Annotated in this window: 17 protein-coding genes and 1 pseudogene; 7 read left to right on the forward strand and 11 right to left on the reverse strand. The window is 69.8% G+C overall.

What is annotated here, in order from left to right; genetic code table 11:
• Nucleotides 1-62 precede the first annotated feature (62 nt).
• The 6 genes from AB0436_RS14145 to AB0436_RS14170 all read right to left on the reverse strand — a co-directional run bounded on the left by AB0436_RS14145 (nucleotide 63) and on the right by AB0436_RS14170 (nucleotide 9,210).
• Nucleotides 63-2,822 carry a bifunctional YncE family protein/alkaline phosphatase family protein gene (locus AB0436_RS14145; protein ID WP_366468111.1) on the reverse strand — a complete coding sequence of 920 codons (2,760 nt, stop codon included), beginning with the start codon at nucleotides 2,820-2,822 and terminating at the stop codon, nucleotides 63-65.
• Between the two features lie 4 nt (nucleotides 2,823-2,826).
• Nucleotides 2,827-4,191, reverse strand: a complete 1,365-nt coding sequence (locus AB0436_RS14150; protein ID WP_366468314.1) for an ABC transporter permease — start codon at nucleotides 4,189-4,191, stop codon at nucleotides 2,827-2,829.
• Between the two features lie 53 nt (nucleotides 4,192-4,244).
• On the reverse strand, nucleotides 4,245-5,168 hold the full coding sequence (locus AB0436_RS14155; protein ID WP_366468112.1) for an ABC transporter ATP-binding protein: 924 nt from the start codon (nucleotides 5,166-5,168) through the stop codon (nucleotides 4,245-4,247).
• A gap of 204 nt (nucleotides 5,169-5,372) precedes the next feature.
• Nucleotides 5,373-7,196: a SpoIIE family protein phosphatase gene (locus AB0436_RS14160; protein ID WP_366468113.1), complete on the reverse strand. Its 1,824-nt coding sequence runs from the start codon at nucleotides 7,194-7,196 to the stop codon at nucleotides 5,373-5,375.
• Nucleotides 7,197-7,537: 341 nt separating this feature from the next.
• A complete protein-coding gene (locus AB0436_RS14165) occupies nucleotides 7,538-8,287 on the reverse strand; it encodes a dienelactone hydrolase family protein (protein ID WP_366468114.1) in 750 nt (249 codons plus the stop codon).
• Between the two features lie 77 nt (nucleotides 8,288-8,364).
• Nucleotides 8,365-9,210 (reverse strand): class I SAM-dependent methyltransferase, encoded by an 846-nt coding sequence (locus AB0436_RS14170; RefSeq protein WP_366468115.1) that lies wholly within the window; start codon nucleotides 9,208-9,210, stop codon nucleotides 8,365-8,367.
• 73 nt (nucleotides 9,211-9,283) lie between these two features.
• On the opposite strand from AB0436_RS14170, the gene AB0436_RS14175 reads away from it, so the two are divergent.
• On the forward strand, nucleotides 9,284-9,886 hold the full coding sequence (locus tag AB0436_RS14175) for a TetR/AcrR family transcriptional regulator (protein ID WP_366468116.1): 603 nt from the start codon (nucleotides 9,284-9,286) through the stop codon (nucleotides 9,884-9,886).
• Between the two features lie 185 nt (nucleotides 9,887-10,071).
• Here the strand turns inward: AB0436_RS14175 and AB0436_RS14180 are convergent.
• A pseudogene (locus AB0436_RS14180) lies at nucleotides 10,072-10,236 on the reverse strand (alpha/beta hydrolase); the annotation flags it as partial.
• A 46-nt stretch (nucleotides 10,237-10,282) separates the two neighbouring features.
• Nucleotides 10,283-10,870 carry a TetR/AcrR family transcriptional regulator gene (locus AB0436_RS14185; RefSeq protein ID WP_366468117.1) on the reverse strand — a complete coding sequence of 196 codons (588 nt, stop codon included), beginning with the start codon at nucleotides 10,868-10,870 and terminating at the stop codon, nucleotides 10,283-10,285.
• 134 nt (nucleotides 10,871-11,004) lie between these two features.
• Here AB0436_RS14185 and AB0436_RS14190 point away from each other — a divergent pair, with 134 nt between their 5' ends.
• On the forward strand, nucleotides 11,005-11,940 hold the full coding sequence (locus AB0436_RS14190) for an alpha/beta hydrolase (RefSeq protein WP_366468118.1): 936 nt from the start codon (nucleotides 11,005-11,007) through the stop codon (nucleotides 11,938-11,940).
• 6 nt (nucleotides 11,941-11,946) lie between these two features.
• On the opposite strand, the gene AB0436_RS14195 is transcribed toward AB0436_RS14190, so the two are convergent.
• A complete protein-coding gene (locus tag AB0436_RS14195) occupies nucleotides 11,947-12,849 on the reverse strand; it encodes an aldo/keto reductase (protein WP_366468119.1) in 903 nt (300 codons plus the stop codon).
• 454 nt (nucleotides 12,850-13,303) lie between these two features.
• Between AB0436_RS14195 and AB0436_RS14200 the strand changes: the two genes are divergently transcribed.
• Together AB0436_RS14200 and AB0436_RS14205 are read left to right on the forward strand one after the other, a co-directional pair.
• Nucleotides 13,304-14,125: a class I SAM-dependent methyltransferase gene (locus AB0436_RS14200; protein ID WP_366468120.1), complete on the forward strand. Its 822-nt coding sequence runs from the start codon at nucleotides 13,304-13,306 to the stop codon at nucleotides 14,123-14,125.
• Between the two features lie 403 nt (nucleotides 14,126-14,528).
• The gene (locus AB0436_RS14205; protein ID WP_366468315.1) at nucleotides 14,529-15,581 is read left to right on the forward strand and encodes a DUF4157 domain-containing protein; all 1,053 of its coding nucleotides are present in this window, start codon (nucleotides 14,529-14,531) and stop codon (nucleotides 15,579-15,581) included.
• A 121-nt stretch (nucleotides 15,582-15,702) separates the two neighbouring features.
• Here AB0436_RS14205 and AB0436_RS14210 read toward each other — a convergent pair whose 3' ends face one another.
• Both AB0436_RS14210 and AB0436_RS14215 read right to left on the reverse strand, forming a co-directional pair.
• Nucleotides 15,703-16,260, reverse strand: coding sequence for a hypothetical protein (locus AB0436_RS14210; RefSeq protein ID WP_366468121.1), 558 nt, complete (start codon nucleotides 16,258-16,260; stop codon nucleotides 15,703-15,705).
• Between the two features lie 118 nt (nucleotides 16,261-16,378).
• Entirely contained in the window at nucleotides 16,379-16,927 is a 549-nt protein-coding gene (locus tag AB0436_RS14215) for a DUF1062 domain-containing protein (RefSeq protein WP_366468122.1), read from the reverse strand.
• Nucleotides 16,928-17,289: 362 nt separating this feature from the next.
• On the opposite strand from AB0436_RS14215, the gene AB0436_RS14220 reads away from it, so the two are divergent.
• The 3 genes from AB0436_RS14220 to AB0436_RS14230 are packed head-to-tail and all read left to right on the forward strand — an operon-like array spanning nucleotide 17,290 to nucleotide 19,628.
• A complete protein-coding gene (locus AB0436_RS14220) occupies nucleotides 17,290-17,928 on the forward strand; it encodes a helix-turn-helix domain-containing protein (protein ID WP_366468123.1) in 639 nt (212 codons plus the stop codon).
• A gap of 18 nt (nucleotides 17,929-17,946) precedes the next feature.
• Nucleotides 17,947-18,171 (forward strand): DUF3311 domain-containing protein, encoded by a 225-nt coding sequence (locus tag AB0436_RS14225; RefSeq protein ID WP_366468124.1) that lies wholly within the window; start codon nucleotides 17,947-17,949, stop codon nucleotides 18,169-18,171.
• Complete coding sequence (locus tag AB0436_RS14230) at nucleotides 18,168-19,628, forward strand: sodium:solute symporter family protein (protein WP_366468125.1); 1,461 nt, start codon at nucleotides 18,168-18,170, stop codon at nucleotides 19,626-19,628. The genes AB0436_RS14225 and AB0436_RS14230 overlap by 4 nt, the downstream gene beginning before the upstream one ends.
• Nucleotides 19,629-19,631: the final 3 nt, after the last annotated feature.

The following is a 19,631-nucleotide window of genomic DNA, read 5'->3' on the forward strand; positions in this document are numbered from 1 at the left end:
CCGACGGGAGCCCCTGGCCGGCGGGACGCCGGCCAGGGGCCCGTTGACGTGACCGGCCGACGTCAGCCGTCGTTCTCCGAGGACGGAATGTAGGCGCCAGGCACGTCATCCGGCGCGAAGATCTTGCTCTCGCCGGGGTAGGGCGTCTTGAAGTTGTGCGTCTCGTACCACGTGAAGCGGTTCATCTGCTCGGGGTTCGCGTAGTCCGGCACGGCACCGGGCCCGGTCAGCTTCTGGTGCGACTTCCACGTCTTCCACTTCGCCGCGACGGCCTGCTCGGACGTCGGCACCGTGGTGGTCGTCGGCGCGGGCGCCGCCTTGGCGTCCTGCGCGGCCGGGACGTCCGCGCCGCAGGAGGGCTGGGTGCTGCCGCTCAGGCCGAGGGTCAGCGAGGTCCGGTTGGGCAGCGCGGTGAACGGCGTGTAGTCCGGGGTCCGGGTGAACGCCCCGGTCATCGGGCTGGCCGCACTGTCCTTCTGGTTCATCGGCTTGATCCCGAGGATCTGCTCGATGGTGCGGACCATCGTGATCTGCGAGTAGTAGTGGTCGTCCACGACGCCGTGCTGGGCGTAGGGGCTGATGATCTGGATCGGGGCACGGTGGCCGTCGACGTGGTCGAGGCCGGCCTGGGAGTCGTCCTCGGCGATGAAGATCGCTGAGTCCTTCCAGTACTTGCTGTGTGTGATCTCGTCAACCATCCGGCCGACCGCGAGGTCGTTGTCCGCGACCTGCGAGGCCGCGTTCACCGGACCACCGGTGTGGTCGTTGGACAGCCAGAACATGTTCAGGTTCGCAGGACCGTTCTTCTCGAAGTCCTTCTTCCAGATCTGCTCCTTGTAGATGTCCGGAACGCTGGTGTCGAACATCGGGAAGCCGGGCACCGACACGTCGTTGAGCGACGGGATGGCCGAACCTGTCTTAATGGGATATGCGGTGTTCTGCCCGGTTGCCTGCATGTTCTTGCTGTCGCAGTACAGGTTCTGCCAGGACGCGCCGGACGGCTTGCTCTCGATCGACTGGAACTCGCCGTAATCCTTGACGGACTTGCCCGCCGCCTGCGCACCGGACCAGATGAAGCCGGACTTCTGGTGGCCGAGCGCGTCGTTCTCGGTGTCGTAGCTGCGCAGGTACTGACCGGCCGAGGACTCGGTGTACTCCGGGTTGTCGGCCTGCATCAGCCAGTTGTGGCCCTCGGCGGAGTTCGTGCCGATGTCGTAGGTGTTGTCGTACAGCCCGAACTGCGAAGCCAGTGCGTGCTGGTTCGGCGTCACGTTCTCGCCGAACTGCGTCAGCGACGGGTCGCCGTTGCCTTGCGGCATGTCCCCGAGGACCTGGTCGTAGGTCCGGTTCTCCTTGACGATCAGGAAGACGTGCTTGATCGTCGAGGGGTCGCCGATCCGTGCCGGGACCGGCACCGGCTTCTTGTGTCCGTGGTTCATGGCGAGCTTGACCGAGCCGTTGGTCCAGCCGTTCTGCTGGAAGACCTTGCGGGTCTCGGACTTGATGACCTTGTCGCTCGGCAGCGTGAAGTGCTGCACGCTCGACGTCGTGTCGTGGGTGCCGTGCCCGGCGCTGGTGGTGGGGCGGAGGGCGTCGACACCACGGGTGTTGGAGACCACGACCTGGTTGCCGACGGTGGCGATCTCCGAGGGGAAGTAGTCCGTCGGCAGCAGGCCGACATAGCTGACCGGCTCCTGCGGGGAGGTGTACCGGTAGACGGCGACCGCGTCGGCGCGGCCGAGGGTCACCAGCAGGCGACCGTCGTCGGTGAGGGTGACCGCGTCGGGCTCGTAGCCCACCGACGCCTCCGGCCACGGCCGGGTGGCGATGGTCTGGACGACCTTGTCCTCAGCCGTGTCGATGACCGACACGTCGTTGGTGGCGGTGTTGGTGACGAACACCGCCCCCTTCTTGGCGTACACGGCGGTCGGGTGCAGACCGACGTTGATGCTCGCGGGAGTGGCAGCCGGGTTCGCCAGGTCGATGATGCTGACCGTACCGGTGGTGGTGGCACCGGTCTTCGGGTCGGCCGGCACCTGGGTGTCGTAGGAGTTGATCGTGGTGTCGCCGGCCTTCGCCGGACGTCCGCCCTCGTTGCTGACGTAGAGCTTGTTGCCCACCTGGACCATGCCGCGCGGGGCGTTGCCCACGGCCCAGCTCTGCTGGATGGCGCCGGTCGCCGCGTCGAGGGCGACCACCCGGTTCTGGCCGTTGACGGCGACGTACACGGTGGAGCCGTCGGCCGAGAACACCGGCTCGCCCACCAGCGCGTGCTTGGCCCCGTCAGCCGGGATCGTGACGTTCACCGGGTCGGCGAGGGTGCCGTCCGCGTTCACCGTGAACTTGGTGAAGCCGTCGGTCCGGCCCAGCCACAGCTGCTTGCCGTCGGGCGAGTACGTGGGGCCCTCCTGGCCCACATCGTTGCCGCTGATGCGCAGGTCGGCCGATGCGGACTTGCCGACAACCTGCTGAACCTTCCAGCTCTTCAGGTCGATGACGTCCATCGCGACCCCGCCGTCGGTGACCGAGGCCGCGAGGTGGGTGCCGTCCGGGCTGACCGACGACGACATGATCTTGCCGTTGTTGACGACCATGTGGTCGCCGTACGGGGCGATGCGCTGGTCGCTGGAGATGACCTGGCCCTTGGCGGTGGACTGGCCGACCTTCTGGAAGCCGAAGGTGTCCGTCTCGGCGAAAGCGGTGCCGGCGGCGGTGACGGCGAGGGCGGTGATTCCCGCCGTCACCAGAGGTATCCGGCCGATGCGCTGGGGGAGAAGGCCGGACGCGCCCTTCTCGGCACGTCTGCGGCGTGCTACCTGCATGGAGCTATCCCTTCGGGGAGGTGGACAGCAGTTCGACGTTCCCGTCGAACTGCCAGAGCGGGTTCGGTGCGTCCCCGGTCGGGGTCCGTACCAGGAAGTAGCCGTTCACTTCCTTCGGCCCGTCACCGTCGGCGACGAACCGCCCGTCAGAGGTGAGGTCGAGTTGGTAGATGGCCGTCCCCGTGACATCGACGCCGGGGAGATGCCAGGTCACGACGCAGTGCCAGTCGTTGCCCGGCCCCTTGGCGCCGTCCGAGACGTCGCCCTTGGTGCAAGCCGCCGTGGCCTTCAGCTGCGCCTCGGTGACGGCGGGGCGGTTGAGCTGCTCGGTCTGCAGGCGATAGAGGTGGGCGAATGCCGTGGCGACCGAGCGCTGCACCTTCTGCTGCTCGATCCCCGAGCCGGTGGCCGTGGTCGTCGCGGCGACGACCCCGACCGTCACGGCGACCAGCCCGACGAGCGGCAGGAGTCCGGTGGTGATCGCGCGGCGCCCGGAGCCCTCGTCGGTCGGGTTGGTGAAGTCGCGCCGCACGAAGAGCAGGTACGCCAGCCCGGTCGCCGTCACCGCCCACACCAGGCTGACCGCGATGCCGATCAGGAGTGGGCCGAGTTGTACCGGGCCGGTGAACAGACCGTTCCAGGCGATCAGGGCGTAGCCGGGCAGGGCGAGGCGTACGGCGACGGGCAGCGGCAGCATCTGGGCGAGCTGCATGACGAGCGCGACGAGCGCGGGCAGCAGCAGTCCCATCGGGGACCGCCCCAGCACGACGGACCCGAGCAGCCCGATCGCGGCGAGGGCCAGGGTCGGGGCGAGGACGCAGACCCAGGCGAGCAGGACCCTGACTTCGGCGTCCCCCGGCGTCAGCAGGTGCCCGTCGAGGCCGACCAGCGGCTGGTTGCCGACTGCCGCCAGCCCACCGATCGCGCCGGAACAGGCCAGCCCGGCCACGAGCAGCAGGATGACGGTGACGCTGGCCAGTGCCTTCGCCGCGAAGATCCGTCGAGGCGACCGGACCGCCACGAGCAGGTGGCGCCAGGTGCCGAGTCGGTCCTCGGAGGCGAACACGTCCCCGGCGACCACCGAGGTCAGCAGCGGAAGCGCCCAGGTGCCCGCGAAGCCGAGCACCACCAGCGGCCCGGCCCACCCGGTGGCGTGCATCCAGCGGCCGAAGAGGGTGTCGGAGGGGAGCGAACTCTGCCGGCTCACCGCGGCGACGAAGAGCGCCGGCGCGATCCAGCACGCGAGGACCAGCAAGCGGATCCGCCACTGCGAGACCAGCTTGACCAGCTCGAAGCGGTAGGCGCGCGGCACCGGTACCCGGCGGTCGCCGGCGACCCGGTCGCCTCCGGCGGCCGGGCGGGACGGCATCGGCGCGGCGGACGGGGGTGCGGGGACGGGTGCGGGCGTGGGCGTCGGCGCGGTCACCGGGAGGCCTCCTGCTGCTCGGTGAGGGCGAGGAACGCGGCCTCCAGCGGCGACACCACCGGCGCCAACTCGCGCAGGGCGATGCCCGCGTGCACGAGCCGCACCACCAGTTCGTCGAGGGCGGGCACCGGCGCGTGCACGACGAGCACCTCGTCGCCCCCGGCGACCCGGACCCCGGCCGTGCCCACGGCGAGCCGGCGGGCGGCCGGGGGATCGGACGTGAGCAGCCGGTAGTCGAGTTCACGGTCCTCGGCGGCCAACTTGCCCAGCGGGCCGGAGAACACGACCCGCCCGGTGGCAAGGATGGTGACCTCGGAGCACAGCGCCTCGAGGTCGTCCATGCGGTGGCTCGACAGCACGACGCTGGTTCCCTCCGTCGCGAGCCGGGTGAGGACACCGTGTATGTGTTTCTTGCCGGCCGGGTCGAGGCCGTTGGACGGCTCGTCGAGCACCAGCAGCCGGGGCTTGGTGAGCAGCGCGGCGGCGAGTCCGAGCCGCTGACGCATGCCCAGGGAGAAGCCGCGGGCCCGGTCGTCGGCGACATCGGTGAGTCCGACCTCGTCGAGCACCTCGTCGATCTCCGCGGTCCGCTCGTCGTGGCCGCGGAGGGCGGCCAGCGCGGCGAGGTTCTGCCTGGCGGTGAGCGACGGGTAGAGACCGGGCCCGTCCACGAAGCCGGCGACACCGTCGGGAACGGCGAGCGCCCGCCCGACCGGCGTACCCAGGATCTCCAGGTCTCCGCTGTCGGCGACGGCGAGTCCCAGCAGGAGGCCGAGCAGCGTCGTCTTGCCGGCGCCGTTCGGTCCGACCAGGCCGTGGATCTGCCCCTGCGTCACGTCCAGATCGATGCCGTCGAGCGCGATGACGTCGCCGAAACACTTGGTGATTCCGCGAGCCCGGATTGCGTGGAGTGCGTCCATGGGTCCCTCCCTTCGAACCTCCACGGACCTTAGGGACGGCATCCAACGCGGACAGGGACAGCGGCTTGACGTTCAGGGAACGGAAAACGACCGGCATCCGCCGTGCCGACGCCCGACCTGACGGGCCGTCCGGCCGGGCGTCGCAAAGATCGGCGGTTCGGCAGATCGGCGGATCGGCGCATCGGCAGATCGGTCGGCCAGGAGCTACGCAGGCTCGGAGGTGTCCCTGACCGGGGTGCCCTCGACGAGGGAGCCCGGGGCGGCACGGTCCGGGGTGGCCGGGCTGTGCGCGTGGCGGGGCGGCGCCGGGGACTCGTCGCCCTCGGCGCCCGCACCGGCAGCGGGGATGCGCAGGACGAGCAGAGCGACGTCGTCGCCGCTCGGCTTGATGCGGGCGAGGAGTTCGTCCAGGAACTCCTCGACGTCGCGGCGGGCCAGCGCGGCGGCATGGCGCCGCAGGTTGGCCAGCCCGGTCTCGATGGGATAGGCGCGGCTTTCGACCAGACCGTCGGTGTAGAAGAGCAGGGTGGACTGCGGCGGGAGGTCTTCGCGGGTGTCGGGCCAGGTCAGGCCCAGGTGCAGCGTCGAGCTGATCCCGAGCAGCGGCCCGTGGCCGCCCTCCAGGAAGCGGGCGTGTCCGTCGGAGGTGACGAGCAGCGGCGGCGGATGGCCGGCGTTGACCCAGTGCAGTTGCCAGGGCCCCCCTTCGGGTCCTTCGATGCGGGCGAAGACGGCGGTGGCCATGGGGGCGTCGCTGGTGTTGGTCATCGCCTCGTCCAGCCGCCGCATGATCACGCTGGGGGGCTCCTGGTGGTCCCAGGCCAGGGCACGCAGCATGTTGCGGACCTCGGCCATGTGGGCGGCGGCCTGCAGGTCATGCCCCACCACGTCTCCGATGACCATGGTCATGACGCCGTCGGCCAGCAGGAAGGCGTCGTACCAGTCGCCGCCGATCTCGGCCGCCACCTCGGCGGGCCGGTAGCGGGCGGCCATCTTCAAGTGGTCGACCTGCGGCAGTGGGGTGAGGAGCTGACGCTGCATGGTCTCGGCGACGTGCCTTTGCTGGTCGTACAGCTGGGCGCCCTCCATCACCAGGCCGGTGCGCCGTCCGATGTCCGCAAGCACCGTCACCTCGGCCTCGGTGTACGGGGCGGGCTGCCCGGTACGGGCCACGGTCAGCGCACCGAGGACCTGCCTGGGGGTGCGCAGCGGCACCACGATCGCGGAGTGCCCGCCGAGCTGGCGGAACAGTTCCCGATGCGCCTGGTCGAGCGGCGTTTCCGCCTCCGCGGCCAGTTCGTCGGCGTCCAGTCGCAGCGGCGTGTCCTCGCGCATCGCGCGGACCACCACCGACGGGGACGCATCCGGCAGCGGTGGCAGCGGCCCCAGCAATTCCTCGGCCGTGCCGTCCATGGTGTGGACGGCGATCCGCTGCATCTCGGCCGATTCGCCCGGCACGAGCGCGTCCACTGCCGCCCAGTCACCCAGCTCCGGCACCAGCAGACGCACCAGCCGGTGCAGCATCTTGGGCACGTCCAGGGTGGAGGACAGCACCGCGGAGGCCTCCGCCACCATGATCAGCCGCTCGGTGAGCCCCTCCAGAGCCGTCAGGCGGGCCGCCGCCTCCTCGGCGTCCCTGCGGTGCAGACTGAAGTCGTGGAGGATCACCACCGCACCCTCCACCCGGCCTGCCCGCCGCAGCGGGCTGGATGCCCAGATGATCGGTACCAGGGTGTCGTCCTCCCGGACCAGGAACTCGTCGCTGCCCTGACTCGGCTGCCCGCTCTCCAGCACCGCCAGCGCCCGGCACTCATCGCGCGGAACTTCGCTGCCGTCCGGGCGACGGTGCAGCAGGTCGTGCAGATCCCGGCCGAGCATCTCCTCCTCGGACCGGCCTGCGAATTGCTGGGCGCTCGGATTGCAGGCCGTGATGCGCCCGGCGGTGTCGATCACGTACAGCCCTGCTCCCGCGCTGTCGAACACAGCGCGCAGGAAATCGGGCTCCAGCGGCCGGCCGGCGGGACTCATCGCTGCACCGGGGCCTGGCCCGTTCCGGATGGCTGCACGGTCCTGTCTCCGCTTTCCTGAGGCCACGAGCCGGCGCCCGTGTCGGCCGTCCGGCTCCCCCTGGACATCGTCCATCCGCTACGGCTGCGGCGCGCGCTGAAACAGCACTCGCCGGGACCGGTGCAGCGGCGGGCCGCTCCGCCGGCTCCCGTCTGCGAGCGCTGCGGCCGGGAGGTCGCCGGCGCACCTGGCGAGGGCCTTCGAGTGGCCGCCGTGTCCGGGCAGTCCGGCATGATGGCGGCACGGCGCCGCAGGTGGGTGATCAAGGTGACAAACTGACCGAACCGACGCCCGTCGGAGCCTCAGCTGTTCCCCAGCGTGCGGTCGAGGAGGGGAAGCAGGCGGTCCCAGTGGTGCTGCAGTGCCGAGGGGTTGTAGGCGTCCGTGTCGGACATGGTGTAGCCGTGGACGGTGCCGGGGTAGATCTCGCAGGTGTAGCCGACACCCGCGGCATCCAGCGCCTGGTTGAGCTCACTGATGGCCTCGGACCGCATGTCGTTCTCGGCGAGGCCGAGATGGACCTGGGCGGTGAGCTCCGGGACGAGGCGGTGCGGGCTGTCGGGTGCGTCGGTGACCAGGTTGCCGGGGTGGAATCCGGCGACGGCGGCCACCCGGTCGGGATGGGCCGCTGCGGTGCGCATCGCCACGACGGCGCCCATGCAGTAGCCGATCGCGGCGACCGGTCCGGCGCTGACCTCGGGCTGGGCGGTGAGGAACGTGAGGTAGGCGTCGGCGTCGCGCAGCGCACGGTCGGCGGTGTGCGCCTTGATCAAGGGCATCAGCTGGGCGAAGAGGGCCTGCCGGTTGTCCCCCCCGATGTGCGCGGGAAGTTCGACCACCGGTGCCGGGCCGTGCCGGTAGAAGAGGTTGGGGACGAGCACGTAATACCCGTGCGAGGCCAACTGCTGGGCCATTTCATGGAGTACGGGACGCGGCCCGAAGGCATCCATGTGGAGGAGCACCCCGGGATGCCGCTCGCCGTCGTCGGGGAAGACGGCGAAAGCGTCGGCCTGACCGTCAGCGGTAGGAATCTGCAGCGTCTTGGATGGCATGGCGCGAACCGTAGCAGTGACGATCAGCCCGGCCGCCTTCGGCGAGAACACGACCCGCAGTCCTGATTCTGCTGCCCTCAGGAGGCGCCGGCGCGTACGGCGGTCGTGGCCAGCGTGGTGTAGTGCATCGTGAAGCGTCCGCCCAGGGAGTCGATGGCGCTGCCGACCGCGTCCAGTACCTCGTCCAGCTGATCGGGCCGGAGCTGCGTGAGGCCGCCGGTGGTGGGGAGCAGGCCCAGCCATTGGTCGCGGGTGTAGCACTGCTGCCAGTCGAATCGCCACTCTTCGAGATCGTTGAACTGCTGGGTCTCGCGGATCCTGTCGGCGATCTTCGCGTACATCGCCCGGTAGAGATCGAGCGGGCGTCGGGCCGGTTGGCCGCTGAACGGGGAGTCGGGCGCAGCCCGCCCGTAGGCGGCGGCGAACGGTTCGGCCACCTCGGCGGGCGGCTCGTACACGTGCCCGAAGATCGCCAGTCGTCCGTCCGGGCGCAGCACGCGTGCCGCCTGGGCGGCGCCGGCCACCGGATCCACCCAGTGCCACGACTGGGCGGCGATGACCGCGTCGAACATCCGGCCGGCCGACTGCCAGGCTTCGAAGGCCGCCACCTCGACCTGCAGCCCACGGGCTCGCGCGAAGTCGGCCATCCGCACATCGGGCTCGACGCCGAGCACGGCGCAGCCGGCGGCCCGGAACTGCCGGGCCGCGATGCCGGTGCCGCAGCCGACGTCGAGCACGCGGGGCCTGCCGGGTCCGTCGGCGCCCGGGCTTCCGGCAACGATTCGCGCCACCAGCGCTTCGGGGTAGCCGGGCCGGGCCTGGTCGTAGCGTTGCGCGTCCACGCCGAACGACTCGGCCATCCGTCGGGCCTTGTGCGACTCGGCCGGAGACGGCTCTGGCTGCTCTCGCGGTAGGGTGGGCATGGGCCCACTGTAGTGGGCGGGCGCCCACTCAGGCAACGGTTGCCGACGGGGCGACGCACGAGAGGATCCGTGAGTGCCGACCGGTGTGCACCTTCGCGACGCACGGCAGCAACTGTTCGCCGCCGCCGAACGCGTGCTTCTGCGGGACGGGCCGAACGGCCTGACCAGCCGGGCCGTCACCGACGAGGCGGGCTGCGCCAAAGGCGTCCTGCACCGGCACTTCGCCGACTTCGACGCCTTCCTCGCCGACCTCGTGCTGGACCGGGCCGCGCAACTCGAGACACAGGCGGGCGCGCTGCGCGAGTCGGCCGGCACCGGCACGGTGGCCGGCAACCTCACCAGCGCGCTGACCGCCCTGTTCGGGCCGATTCCGGTGGCAATCATTCCGCTCATCGCCTTCCGGGACGAGCTGCGCGCCCGGCTGCGGCAGGCCAGACCCGGCGGCGGCATCGCGATCCTCGCCCAGGCTACGACCGCGGTCTCCGCCTATCTGGCCGACGAGCGCGACCTGGGCCGCATCGCGGCCGACGCCGACATCGACTCACTCACCCTCTCCCTGGTCGGCGGCGGGCACCTGCTGTTCGCAGACCGCGACCCCGGCCCACCGACCACGGCAGCCGTCAGCAAACTCGTCACAGCGGTCGTCGCCGACGCCGTCCAACGCCGGCCGGCCTAGACGGCCTTGAGTGGTCCACGAAATCCGCGAAGCTCCCGGAGCGGCGCGGTGCGGACGGCACCACCGTCATCGTCGGCTCGACCCACGGGACAACGGCCGTGCAGGTGTACGAGGACATGCGTTGCCCGGTCTGCAAGGAGTTCGAAGGGCGGACAGCGGCGTTCCCACCCTGCGCGAGCGCGCGCCCGGTGCAGCGGGATGATGTGGCCGCAGTCTTCGATGACGTGTCCGGTGAGCGTCGGTACCGTCAGGCGGGCCGTGGTGACTGCCTGCTCGATCTGTGCCGCGCTCTCGGGCAGGGCCCGGTAATACGAGAACGCGCAGCTCAACGCTTGGCGGCCAGTATATGCGCCCGCAACAACCGGCTCGCCGATGAGTTACCCGCACGTCAGGGCGTCACGCGGCGCGCAACGCCTGTGAGAGCGCGTCCACCGTCACGCCCACGATGGCCAGGAGCTGCTCCCGGCTCGCCCCGGCTCTGCTCATGACAGCGAGGGACTGGTTCACGGCCGCCATGTGTACAGCGAAGGCTTCGGCGTCCCGGTCGGTCAATCGGGCGGCCGCCAGCGCGGCGCGCAGGCGCGCGCACTGGAAGCCCAGGGCCTCCTTCGCGTGCGCCGCGACGCTCGGGCTCAGCACCGGAACGGCCATGGCCGACTGGGCAACCAGGCAACCGTCCGGCAGTTCGGGATCGGCGATGCGCTCGAGGGTGACGGCGAAGAACGCACGAACAGCTGTCAGAGGGTCTGAGGCCGCACACGCCAGGGCGGCGTCGTACTGGTCGCCGTAGCGCGCGGCGTAGCGATCCAGGCAGCGCAGGAAGAGCGTGTCCTTGTCGCCGAGCGAGGAGTAGATGGAACTCCGGTTCAGGCCGGTTGCCCGGGACAGAGCGTCCACCGAGGTGTCGGCGTAACCGGCGCGCCAGAACTGGATCATCGCGGCGTCGAGCGCCGCGTCCATGTCGAACTGCTTCTTGCCTGCCACGGGGCTCTTCCTCGCCGATCTGTCGGTGTTCCGGGCTGCGGTGTGCACCATCCTATCTTGAACCGAACGGTTCAAGATGTGTTAGCGTTCCAGCCCGGTCATGGCCGGACCGACACCGATGGAGGATCTCCGTGATGGACCACCCGACCAGCGCTCGGCATGTCTCCGAAAGCAACCCGGTCCGCGACCTGCCCCTGCACGACCTGGCCGGATTCACTCACCGCTGGGTCGACGCGGACGGCGTCCGCCTGCACGCCGTCGAAGGCGGCCGGCCGGCCGGCCCGACCGTGGTGCTGCTCGCCGGATTCCCGCAAACCTGGTGGGCCTGGCGCAAGGTGATGCCCAGCCTCGCCGGCCGGTTCCACGTCATCGCGATCGACCTGCCGGGTCAGGGCCACTCCGAGCGTCCGGAGCAGAGCTACGACACGCACACGGTCGCCGCGCACGTCCACGCCGCCGTGCAGGCGCTCGGCGTGTCGACGTACTGGCTGGTCGCCCACGACATCGGCGCCTGGGTCGCTTTCTCCCTCGCCCTCGACTTCGAGAGGGAGCTGCGTGGGGTCGCTCTGCTCGACGCCGGAATTCCCGGCATCACTCTCCCGGAATCGATTCCCACCGACCCGGACCGGGCGTGGAAGACCTGGCACTTCGCGTTCCACCTGGTGCCCGACCTGCCCGAGACGCTGCTGGCCGGCCGCGAACGGGCGTACGTCGGCTGGTTCCTGAAGGTGAAGGCACTCTCGCCCGACACGTTCGACGACGCCGAACTCGACCACTACGCAGCGGCCGTCGCCGCCGACGGTGGCCTCCGCGCCTCCCTCGCCTACTACCGGGACGCCGCCGAGTCGGCGCGCAAGAACCACGAGGCGCTCGAGCGAAAGCACCTGACCGTGCCGGTCCTCGGGATCTCCAGCAGCCACGGCTCCGTCCCGGACATGGCGGCCTCCATCAGCCCATGGGCCGACGACGCCACCGGAGTCGTGGTGCCCGACGCCGGACACTTCATCCCCGATGAGCAGCCCGCAGCGGTCGCTGCCGCGCTGGCCGATTTCATCGTCGGCGACGACTGACGCCGGTCACACCTGGGGGCCGCCGGGCTGTTCGAGGAGCGTCATCTCCTCGTCCGTCAGCCGGAGCGCTCCCGCCGCCAGGTTGTCGATCAGGTGGTCCGGATTGCCCGTGCCCGGGATGGCCAGTACGTGGGCGCCCTGGTGCAGCGTCCAGGCCAGGCGGATCTGCGCGGGTGACGCCCCGTGCGCCGCGGCCACCGCGAGTACCTGCTCGCTCTCAGCTCCGGCGGCGCCCGCCTCGCCCCCTTGGCCCGCGATGGAGTAGAAGGGCACGAAGGCGATGCCCCGGGCCGCGCAGTCGCGCACCATCGCCTCGTGGGCCGGCGCGTCGATCCCGTAGCGGTTCTGGACGCAGACGACCGGCGCGATCGCCTCCGCTTCGGCGAGATGCTCCGGACGGACATGGGAGACGCCGAGGTGACGGATGAGCCCGGCGTCGCGCAGCTCGGCGAGCGCCCCGAAGTGCTCGGCGATGGAGTCCTGGCGCATGCGGCGCAAGTTGACCAGGTCGAGATGGTCACGGCCGAGCTGGCGCAGGTTCTCCTCGACCTGCCCGCGAAGCTCGTCAGGGCGGGCCGCGGTGGCCCACTCACCCGACGCGTCCCGGGCCGGACCGACCTTGGTGGCGATGACCAGGTCGTCCGGATACGGCGCAAGCGCCGAGTTGATCAGTTCGTTGGCGGAGCGCAACCGCGAGAAGTAGAACGCCGCAGTGTCGATGTGGTTGACGCCGAGCTCCACCGCACGGCGCAGCACCCCGATGACGCGGCTACGGTCGCTGGGCGTCCCCAGGTGGAAGGCTCCGCCATCGCCGGTCAGCCGCATCGCGCCGAAGCCGATCCGGTTGACCTTCAGGTCGCCGAGCAGCCAGGTGCCCGCGTCGGCTGCGGAAACCGTGTCGTGTGCCATCTTCGCCAGTTCCTTTCGAACGGACCACACCCCCAGGTCATTGAGGGGGCGGGCCCTGGAGTATGCACGACGGCAGCCGCAGCGAGAAGGCACGAAGGTGTGGGTGAATGTCACAGCGCAGCGGGGAACTCACGGGGTGGCACGGCAAGTTGTTACTCGTAGAACATCGCCCGCCAGCAGGTCCCCCGCGGCCCACGCCGGCGACGCACGCGCGTTGGCGAGACAGACCGGGAACCACGGTGCGCTCCACGGTAGCGACACGACGGCCCACGGCGGGGGACCCCCACCGAACCCGCGTCAGGACCGGGCCGCCTCCGCTGCTCTGTCGTCACCGGGGTCCGGCACCAGGTCAAGGTGGACGCGGTCCGGGCGCGGTGCAGGCGGCAGGCGAAAAACGCGCTTCGGGTGCCTGGTTAGGCTGGCGGCAAGATGTGTACCAGGGGAGGGCGGACATATGGCCGGCGAGTTCGACGCGCACGAGCGGCACATGTGGGCGGGTGCGGCAGAGGCCTACGCGGGCAGCTTCGCGGCCCTGTGCGGAGGGGCGGCCGAGGCGCTGCTGGACGCGGCCGAAGTCGGTGCCGGGACGCGAGTGCTGGACGTCGGCACCGGCCCCGGCACGGTCGCGGCGGCGGCGCTGGCCCGGGGTGCCGAGGTCGTGGCAGTGGACGCCGAGCCGGGCATGGTGGCGCTGGCGACCGCGAACGCCCCCGGGGCGGAGATCCGGCACGCGGTGCTTCCTGAGCTGCCCTTCCCGGACAGCTCGTTCGACGCCGCGGTGGCCAACTTCGTGGTCAACCATGTGGAGGACCCGTGGGCGGCGCTGACGGAGCTGCGCCGGGTGGTCCGTCCGGGCGGCCGGCTCGCCGTGACCACGTGGCACGACGCCGGCAATGAGGCGATGTCCCTGTTCAACCTGGCGCTGGACGAGGCCGGTGTGGAGCGCCCGGTGTACCCGGCCCTGCCGGTTGACTTCGACCGGACCGTCGACGGCCTCGGCGGGCTGCTGGAGCAAGCGGGGTGGGCCGAGGTGGGCAGCAAGGAGCTTGCCTGGACGCATCGGGAGGACCCGGAGGTCTGGTGGTCCGGGCCGGCCGGCGGGGTGGCCAACATCGGTCTGGTGGTGACCGGGCAGACGGCCGAGATGTTCGCCCGGGTCAAGTCCGCCTACGACCGGTTGGCGGCCGGGCGAGTGGCGGACGATGGCTTGCTCAGCCTTCCCGCCGTGGCGCTGCTGGCATCCGGCCGGTGCGAGAAGAGCGCTGAAGGCCGCTGATCGCCTGGTCCGGCGCGCCGAGAGGGGCGGCCGCCGGACCGGAGGCCCGGAAAGTGCCGCTGCCCGGCCCTTCGCCGTCGGTGCAGACGTACGGCGGGCCTCCCGCTCGCTGCCGGTTTCACCGGCCCCCGACCTCCCGGCATCGCACTGCGCACCGCAGCCCAAGTCTGCCTGTTCGGCCCGGAACCCTGCCCCCGATTACCTGGATCCCTCGCACCCGGTCCGAGTAGAACAGGCCAAGGTGACCATTGGATTGAGGAGCGCTATGGAATCCGCACACCGCAAGGCGTCCACAGCAAAAGAAGAAACGACCCACCACCTTCGCCCTGCGGATTCAGCGAACACAGCCCTTCGGGGGATCCTCGGACTGCAGAGCACCGCAGGCAATGCGGCCGTCGTTCAGATGCTGCGACGTGCCGGACACGAGCAGGCCCAGGACCGGCACGAGCACGGCGCCGGCTGCGGTCACCGCGCAGGTACTCCTGCCGTGCAACGCGCCACCGCCCAGGACGTCCTCCGGCAACCGGGACGCCCGCTGGACAGCGAAGTCCGCGCCGAGATGGAAGCCCGGTTCGACACAGGCTTCTCCGATGTCCGCATCCACGCGGGTAGTGCCGCACAGGCGTCGGCGGCCGCACTGGGAGCGCGAGCCTACACGTCCGGTAGTCACGTGGTGATCGGGCAGGGCGGCGAGGACAAACACACCCTCGCCCACGAACTCACCCACGTCATCCAGCAGCGCCAAGGCCCCGTCGCCGGCACGGACGACGGCAACGGTCTGCGAGTGAGCGACCCCTCCGACCGATTCGAGCGCGAGGCCGAGGACAACGCCCGTCGGGTGATGAGCGGGTCGGTTTCCACCAGGAGTTCCGACGCGGACAGCGATACCTCGGGCGGGGATCAGCCGACGGTTTCCCGGGCGATCCAGCGGTATTACAGCGGCCGCCACACGGTCACCTACGCTTCTTCGGCCAGGAGCGGAGTGGGTAGCTCCATGGAAGCCGAACTGCACCCGGGCTCCATCAAATACGGTGGAAAACCGAAGGTGAAGCCCAGTTGGTGGCCCAAGACGGGGACACCGACAGGAGACTGGTTCGCCAAGTACATGGTGCAGGGACACCTCCTCAACGACAACCTCGGCGGCCCCGGCAACACGTTGGACAACCTGACGCCCCTCACCAAGGCCGGCAACCGGAAGCACCACGAAATGACGGAATACAACGTAAAGGACGAGATCAAAGCAGGAAGAACAGTGGTGTACAAGGTCGAGGCAGTATTCGATGGGCAAGTGACCGGGGCGAGCCTCGGGGCAACCGGTTCAGTGGCTGCCGAGATCGACAGGTATTACGCGCAGTCGATTCCCACGTACCTCAATTGCCAGACGACCGTCCACGACCCGCGGACAGGGCAGGAGATGTACGGCGAGGGTTGGATCGTCCATAACACGGTGGCATAGGAATGACTCGCCGCGGTTGAGGGACCGGAGGCGCGGTCTCCTACCTGGTGCGGGTGTCGACGCCAAGAGCCGTGTTGCTCAGGATCACCCGCACGGCATCGCGTGTCGGTCACCGGCTGAACTACGGTGCCGGAATGTACCTCAACCGGCCGCGCGCGTCGGTGACCGGTAGGAAGCCTGCGGCCCGCAACCGGGCACCGTACTGGGCGCGTTTGCGTCGGATGGACACGAGCCCGAGGGGCGCGAGGAGCATGAACGCGGCCCAGAGGAGGCCCGCGACGAGTGCGGCGGTGCTGTGCAGGCCGAACCGGATGCAGGGGGCCACCGCCACCGCGGTCGCAAGGGGAATCCCCACCGCCAGCCGCTGCTTGGGCGTGAACTGGCTGGCGAAGTCGAAGGAGATGCGGGCCTCGAGCAACTCCACCTCCTGAGGTACCAGGGGAGGCAGCGAGACCCCGTCGCCCGCGTTCGGATACAGCGCCCGGTTCCGCTCGGCGCGAGCCTGAGCCTCGTGCCTCGGGTCGGGCACGAGTACCAGCATGAGCTGCTCGCCCCGGATACCTCCCAGCCCTGCGTCGGCGTACGCGTAACCGAACTGCTCGGCGATGGCGGCGAGTCGGGCGAGGCCGCCGACCGATCCGGTCGATCGGGCGATCGCCACTCGTTCCCCGCTCGCCATCTTCCGCAACATCGCGCGCACATGTCTCTTACGCACCCGGCGCCCCCATCCCGAAAATCCGCGGAGTATTCCATACGAGGATGCCTCACCGGGGGCGCGAGAGCTCCCAGGGAGGAGCTCAGCGCTTGAGCGTGAAGGTGAAGTCGCCGGAAAGCTTGCCGCACAGCCGGACTGACGAAACTAGCTTCCCCTCCGTGATCAGTCTCTCGACCTCCGCCCGCGAAAGACCGCAACCTTCAGCGATCAGTCGCACCGGCCGGACAGGTATCCGCGCCGCGAAGCGGACCGTTATGTCGATCACCTCGCGGTCCAGGTGATCCGACCCGCCGGTGTCGAGGCGCCAGGCGTCGTCCCAGTCGAGGGCGATGCGATTACGGCGCTGCACGCCCGGGTCCCGGAGCAACTTGGCTGCCAGTGAAGGGTCGTTGTCGTGGAGCCGGTCCAACAACTCAGGTCGGACGGAGCGCACATGCACCCGCTCCAGGACCGTGAGCTTTGCCGTTTCCCCGCAAGCGGTGCAGAGCACGAGGAGCCAGGCATCGAGGAGCTTGTGGTGTGCGTTGACGCGAAATTTACCGGGTGCCCGGAAGCGCTCGGACGCGCATGCGTGGCAACGGCGGAGAACGAGCGGCAGGCAGGTGGGCATGACCGCCCAGTTTTTGAGCACAGAAGTACACCGGTTTCAGTGAGAAGTCCGCAGCAAAAAGCAGCGCGGCGCACATGCGCGACGCGCGACGAATCAGCACTCGGGAGGTCTCACACGGTGTACAACGGCACGTCCTAGCCCAGACGACTTGGTTTCGGCAGCACGGTAGTGGCGTTCAGCGGCGCTGTTCCACCGGTTTTCGAGCGCCTCACCGTCAGGTTCCGTCCGGCGGACCGCTCGTTTCCTCGGTTGCGGAGAACAGTTCAGGTCCTGCGCTTTCTGCGCGGCGCGGCCGGAAGCCCTGACCCGCGTTTGCTGAGGCCCCTCGTGCTCCTCACTCCCGGAGCATTGACACACTTCCACACTCGCGTCACAATCCTGACATGAATTCAGGACCACGACGTAACCTTCGGGACGAGTACGCCGCTCAGACGCGAGAACGGATCCTTGCGGCATTCGTGGAGTGTCTGGCCGATCAGCCGGCCGAGGAGGTATCCGTCTCGGCGGTGGCCGAACAGGCGGGCATCACCGACCGGACGGTGTACCGGCACTTCCCGACCCGGGTAGATCTGCAGGCCGCGGCGGGCCAGTGGATCAATGACAACGTGTTCCGCTACGTGCACCCCTCGTCGCTGGACGAGTTGCCCACGGTTTTCCGTGAGGCGTGCCGACGGTTCGATCAGCAGCCGAACCTGGCGTACGCGATCGCGCTGTCGCGACTCGGCCGCAGCGTGCGCGCCGGGTTCCGTCAACACGTTCTCGCCGAGAACAGCAAGGCGCTGGAGCAGGTCGCCCCCCATCTGCCGCCCCGGGAGCGGCGCCGCGCGGAGGCGGTACTGGCGTATCTGGACAACGTCCTGGCGTGGGCGACCATGCGCGAGGAGCTGGATCTGTCGGGCGAGGAGGTGGCCGACGCCGTGGAGTGGGCGATGACCACGCTCCTGGCCGACCTCCGCCGCCGCAACAACGAAGCCGCCGACACCTCGTCGACGGCCCGATCATCGAGCAGAGACCAAGCCTGATCAACAAGGAGGCACCCTGTGCCGCGCAGTCTGTGGAGTCTCGCGATCGGCCTGGGCATCCCGGTCGTCGCCATCGTGATCGTTCCCCCGCTGATCAGCAACGCGCAGGTATCGGTCCTGGGCATCCCGCTGCTGTTCTTCTGGATGTTCGCCTGGTTCCCGTTGACCACGATCTGTCTGGCCATCAGCTGGTACGGCTTCGACCGCCGCCACTACGCGGCGCAGGAAGGGAGCAGAGCATGACAGCAGTGGTATTCGCCCTGATCATGGCGCTGTCGCTCGGCGTCGCCGTGCTCGCGCGGGTCGGCGTGAAGCGCACGGACATCAAGCAGTTCCTGGTGGGCGGCCGCTCCTTCCCCCCTCTGATGCTGTTCTTCCTGGCCGTCGGCGAGGTGTACAGCATCGGCACCGTGCTGGGATTCCCCGGAGGTATCTACTCACAAGGGGCGGGCTACGGCCTCTGGTTCCTCGGCTACATCCTGCTGGCCTACCCGGTCGGATACTTCCTCGCGCCGCTGGTGTGGCGGGCCGCCGCACGCTACGACGCGCTGACCGTGCCCGAGGTCTTCGGCCGGCACTTCGGCAGCCGCAAGCTCGAAGTCGTCGTCGCGATCGGGTCCATGGTCGCACTGGTGCCGTGGGGTCAGTTCCAGTTCATCGGACTCCAGGTCGTGCTCGGCGGGCTCGGGCTGCCCATCAGTCCGCTCGGCGCCGTGGTCATCGCCGCGGCCATCGCCTTCGTCTACATCGCCGTGGCGGGCATGCGCGGATCCGCGTTCGTCGCGTGGGTCAAGGACGTGTTCATGCTGGTGGGCATCGTGGTCGTCGGCGTGGCCGCCGTCATCGCGGCCCACGGCGTGTCACCCATGTTCGAGCGGGCGGCCGCCGTCGACGCGCACCCGCACCTGACCGGCACGGCCCTGACCTTCGCCGTCACCACCCTCGTGTACCAGGGCTTCGGCTTCTACCTGCAGCCTTCGGTGTCGCCGTACGTGTTCCCAGCCAGGTCCGAAGCCGCAGTGAAGAGCGCGACGGTGTTCATGCCGGTGTACATGCTGATGTATCCGTTCGCCGTGTTCGCCGCCTACTTCGCCATCGGCGCGCTGCCCAAGAGCAAGAATCCGAACGGGGTGTTCCTGAACGTCGCGCACCACCTCCTGCCGCCCTGGCTGGTGGGGATCGTGGCCGCCGGGGCCGCACTGGCCGGTGTGCTCGTGCTGGCCGCCACCTCGCTCAACATCGGGGCGATCGTGACCCGCAACCTGGTGCCGAACGTTCCCCAGTCGGCGCAGCGGCGCTACACCATCGCCGTAGTCGGACTGTTCCTCGTCGTGGCCGCCGCGATGACCACCTTCAGCCCGGCGCTCATGCTGACCGTGCTCAACCTCAGCGGTTACGTCGGGATCCAGTTCGCGACGGGCTGGCTGGCGATCTTCTTCGCCCGCAGGGTACGGCCGCTCGCCGTCGGCACCGGCATCGTCGTCGGCGGCCTGATCGCCATCACCCTCTACGTCACCGACACCCACCTTGGCGGCATCAACATCGGCCTGATCGCGCTCGCGGCGAACCTCGCCCTCACCTTCGGCCTCAGCCGGCTCGGCACCCCCGACGAGCCGCGTCATCCCATAGCCCTGGCCGAGGTCACCCCGCCCGCACCCGCCGACCGCGCGCCGGCAGCGCCCGCCGTCACCGAATCCTAGGAG

Source organism: Streptomyces sp. NPDC051322, from assembly GCF_040689485.1.
GTDB lineage: Bacteria > Actinomycetota > Actinomycetes > Streptomycetales > Streptomycetaceae > Streptomyces.

Coding starts and splice junctions, on each gene's coding strand:
- AB0436_RS14145 (WP_366468111.1), bottom strand. CDS start 2,822: ATGCAGGTAGCACGCCGCAGACGTGCCGAGAAGGGCGCGTCCGGCCTT.
- AB0436_RS14150 (WP_366468314.1), bottom strand. CDS start 4,191: ATGCCGTCCCGCCCGGCCGCCGGAGGCGACCGGGTCGCCGGCGACCGC.
- AB0436_RS14155 (WP_366468112.1), bottom strand. CDS start 5,168: ATGGACGCACTCCACGCAATCCGGGCTCGCGGAATCACCAAGTGTTTC.
- AB0436_RS14160 (WP_366468113.1), bottom strand. CDS start 7,196: ATGAGTCCCGCCGGCCGGCCGCTGGAGCCCGATTTCCTGCGCGCTGTG.
- AB0436_RS14165 (WP_366468114.1), bottom strand. CDS start 8,287: ATGCCATCCAAGACGCTGCAGATTCCTACCGCTGACGGTCAGGCCGAC.
- AB0436_RS14170 (WP_366468115.1), bottom strand. CDS start 9,210: ATGCCCACCCTACCGCGAGAGCAGCCAGAGCCGTCTCCGGCCGAGTCG.
- AB0436_RS14190 (WP_366468118.1), top strand. CDS start 11,005: ATGGACCACCCGACCAGCGCTCGGCATGTCTCCGAAAGCAACCCGGTC.
- AB0436_RS14195 (WP_366468119.1), bottom strand. CDS start 12,849: ATGGCACACGACACGGTTTCCGCAGCCGACGCGGGCACCTGGCTGCTC.
- AB0436_RS14200 (WP_366468120.1), top strand. CDS start 13,304: ATGGCCGGCGAGTTCGACGCGCACGAGCGGCACATGTGGGCGGGTGCG.
- AB0436_RS14205 (WP_366468315.1), top strand. CDS start 14,529: ATGCTGCGACGTGCCGGACACGAGCAGGCCCAGGACCGGCACGAGCAC.
- AB0436_RS14210 (WP_366468121.1), bottom strand. CDS start 16,260: ATGGCGAGCGGGGAACGAGTGGCGATCGCCCGATCGACCGGATCGGTC.
- AB0436_RS14220 (WP_366468123.1), top strand. CDS start 17,290: ATGAATTCAGGACCACGACGTAACCTTCGGGACGAGTACGCCGCTCAG.
- AB0436_RS14230 (WP_366468125.1), top strand. CDS start 18,168: ATGACAGCAGTGGTATTCGCCCTGATCATGGCGCTGTCGCTCGGCGTC.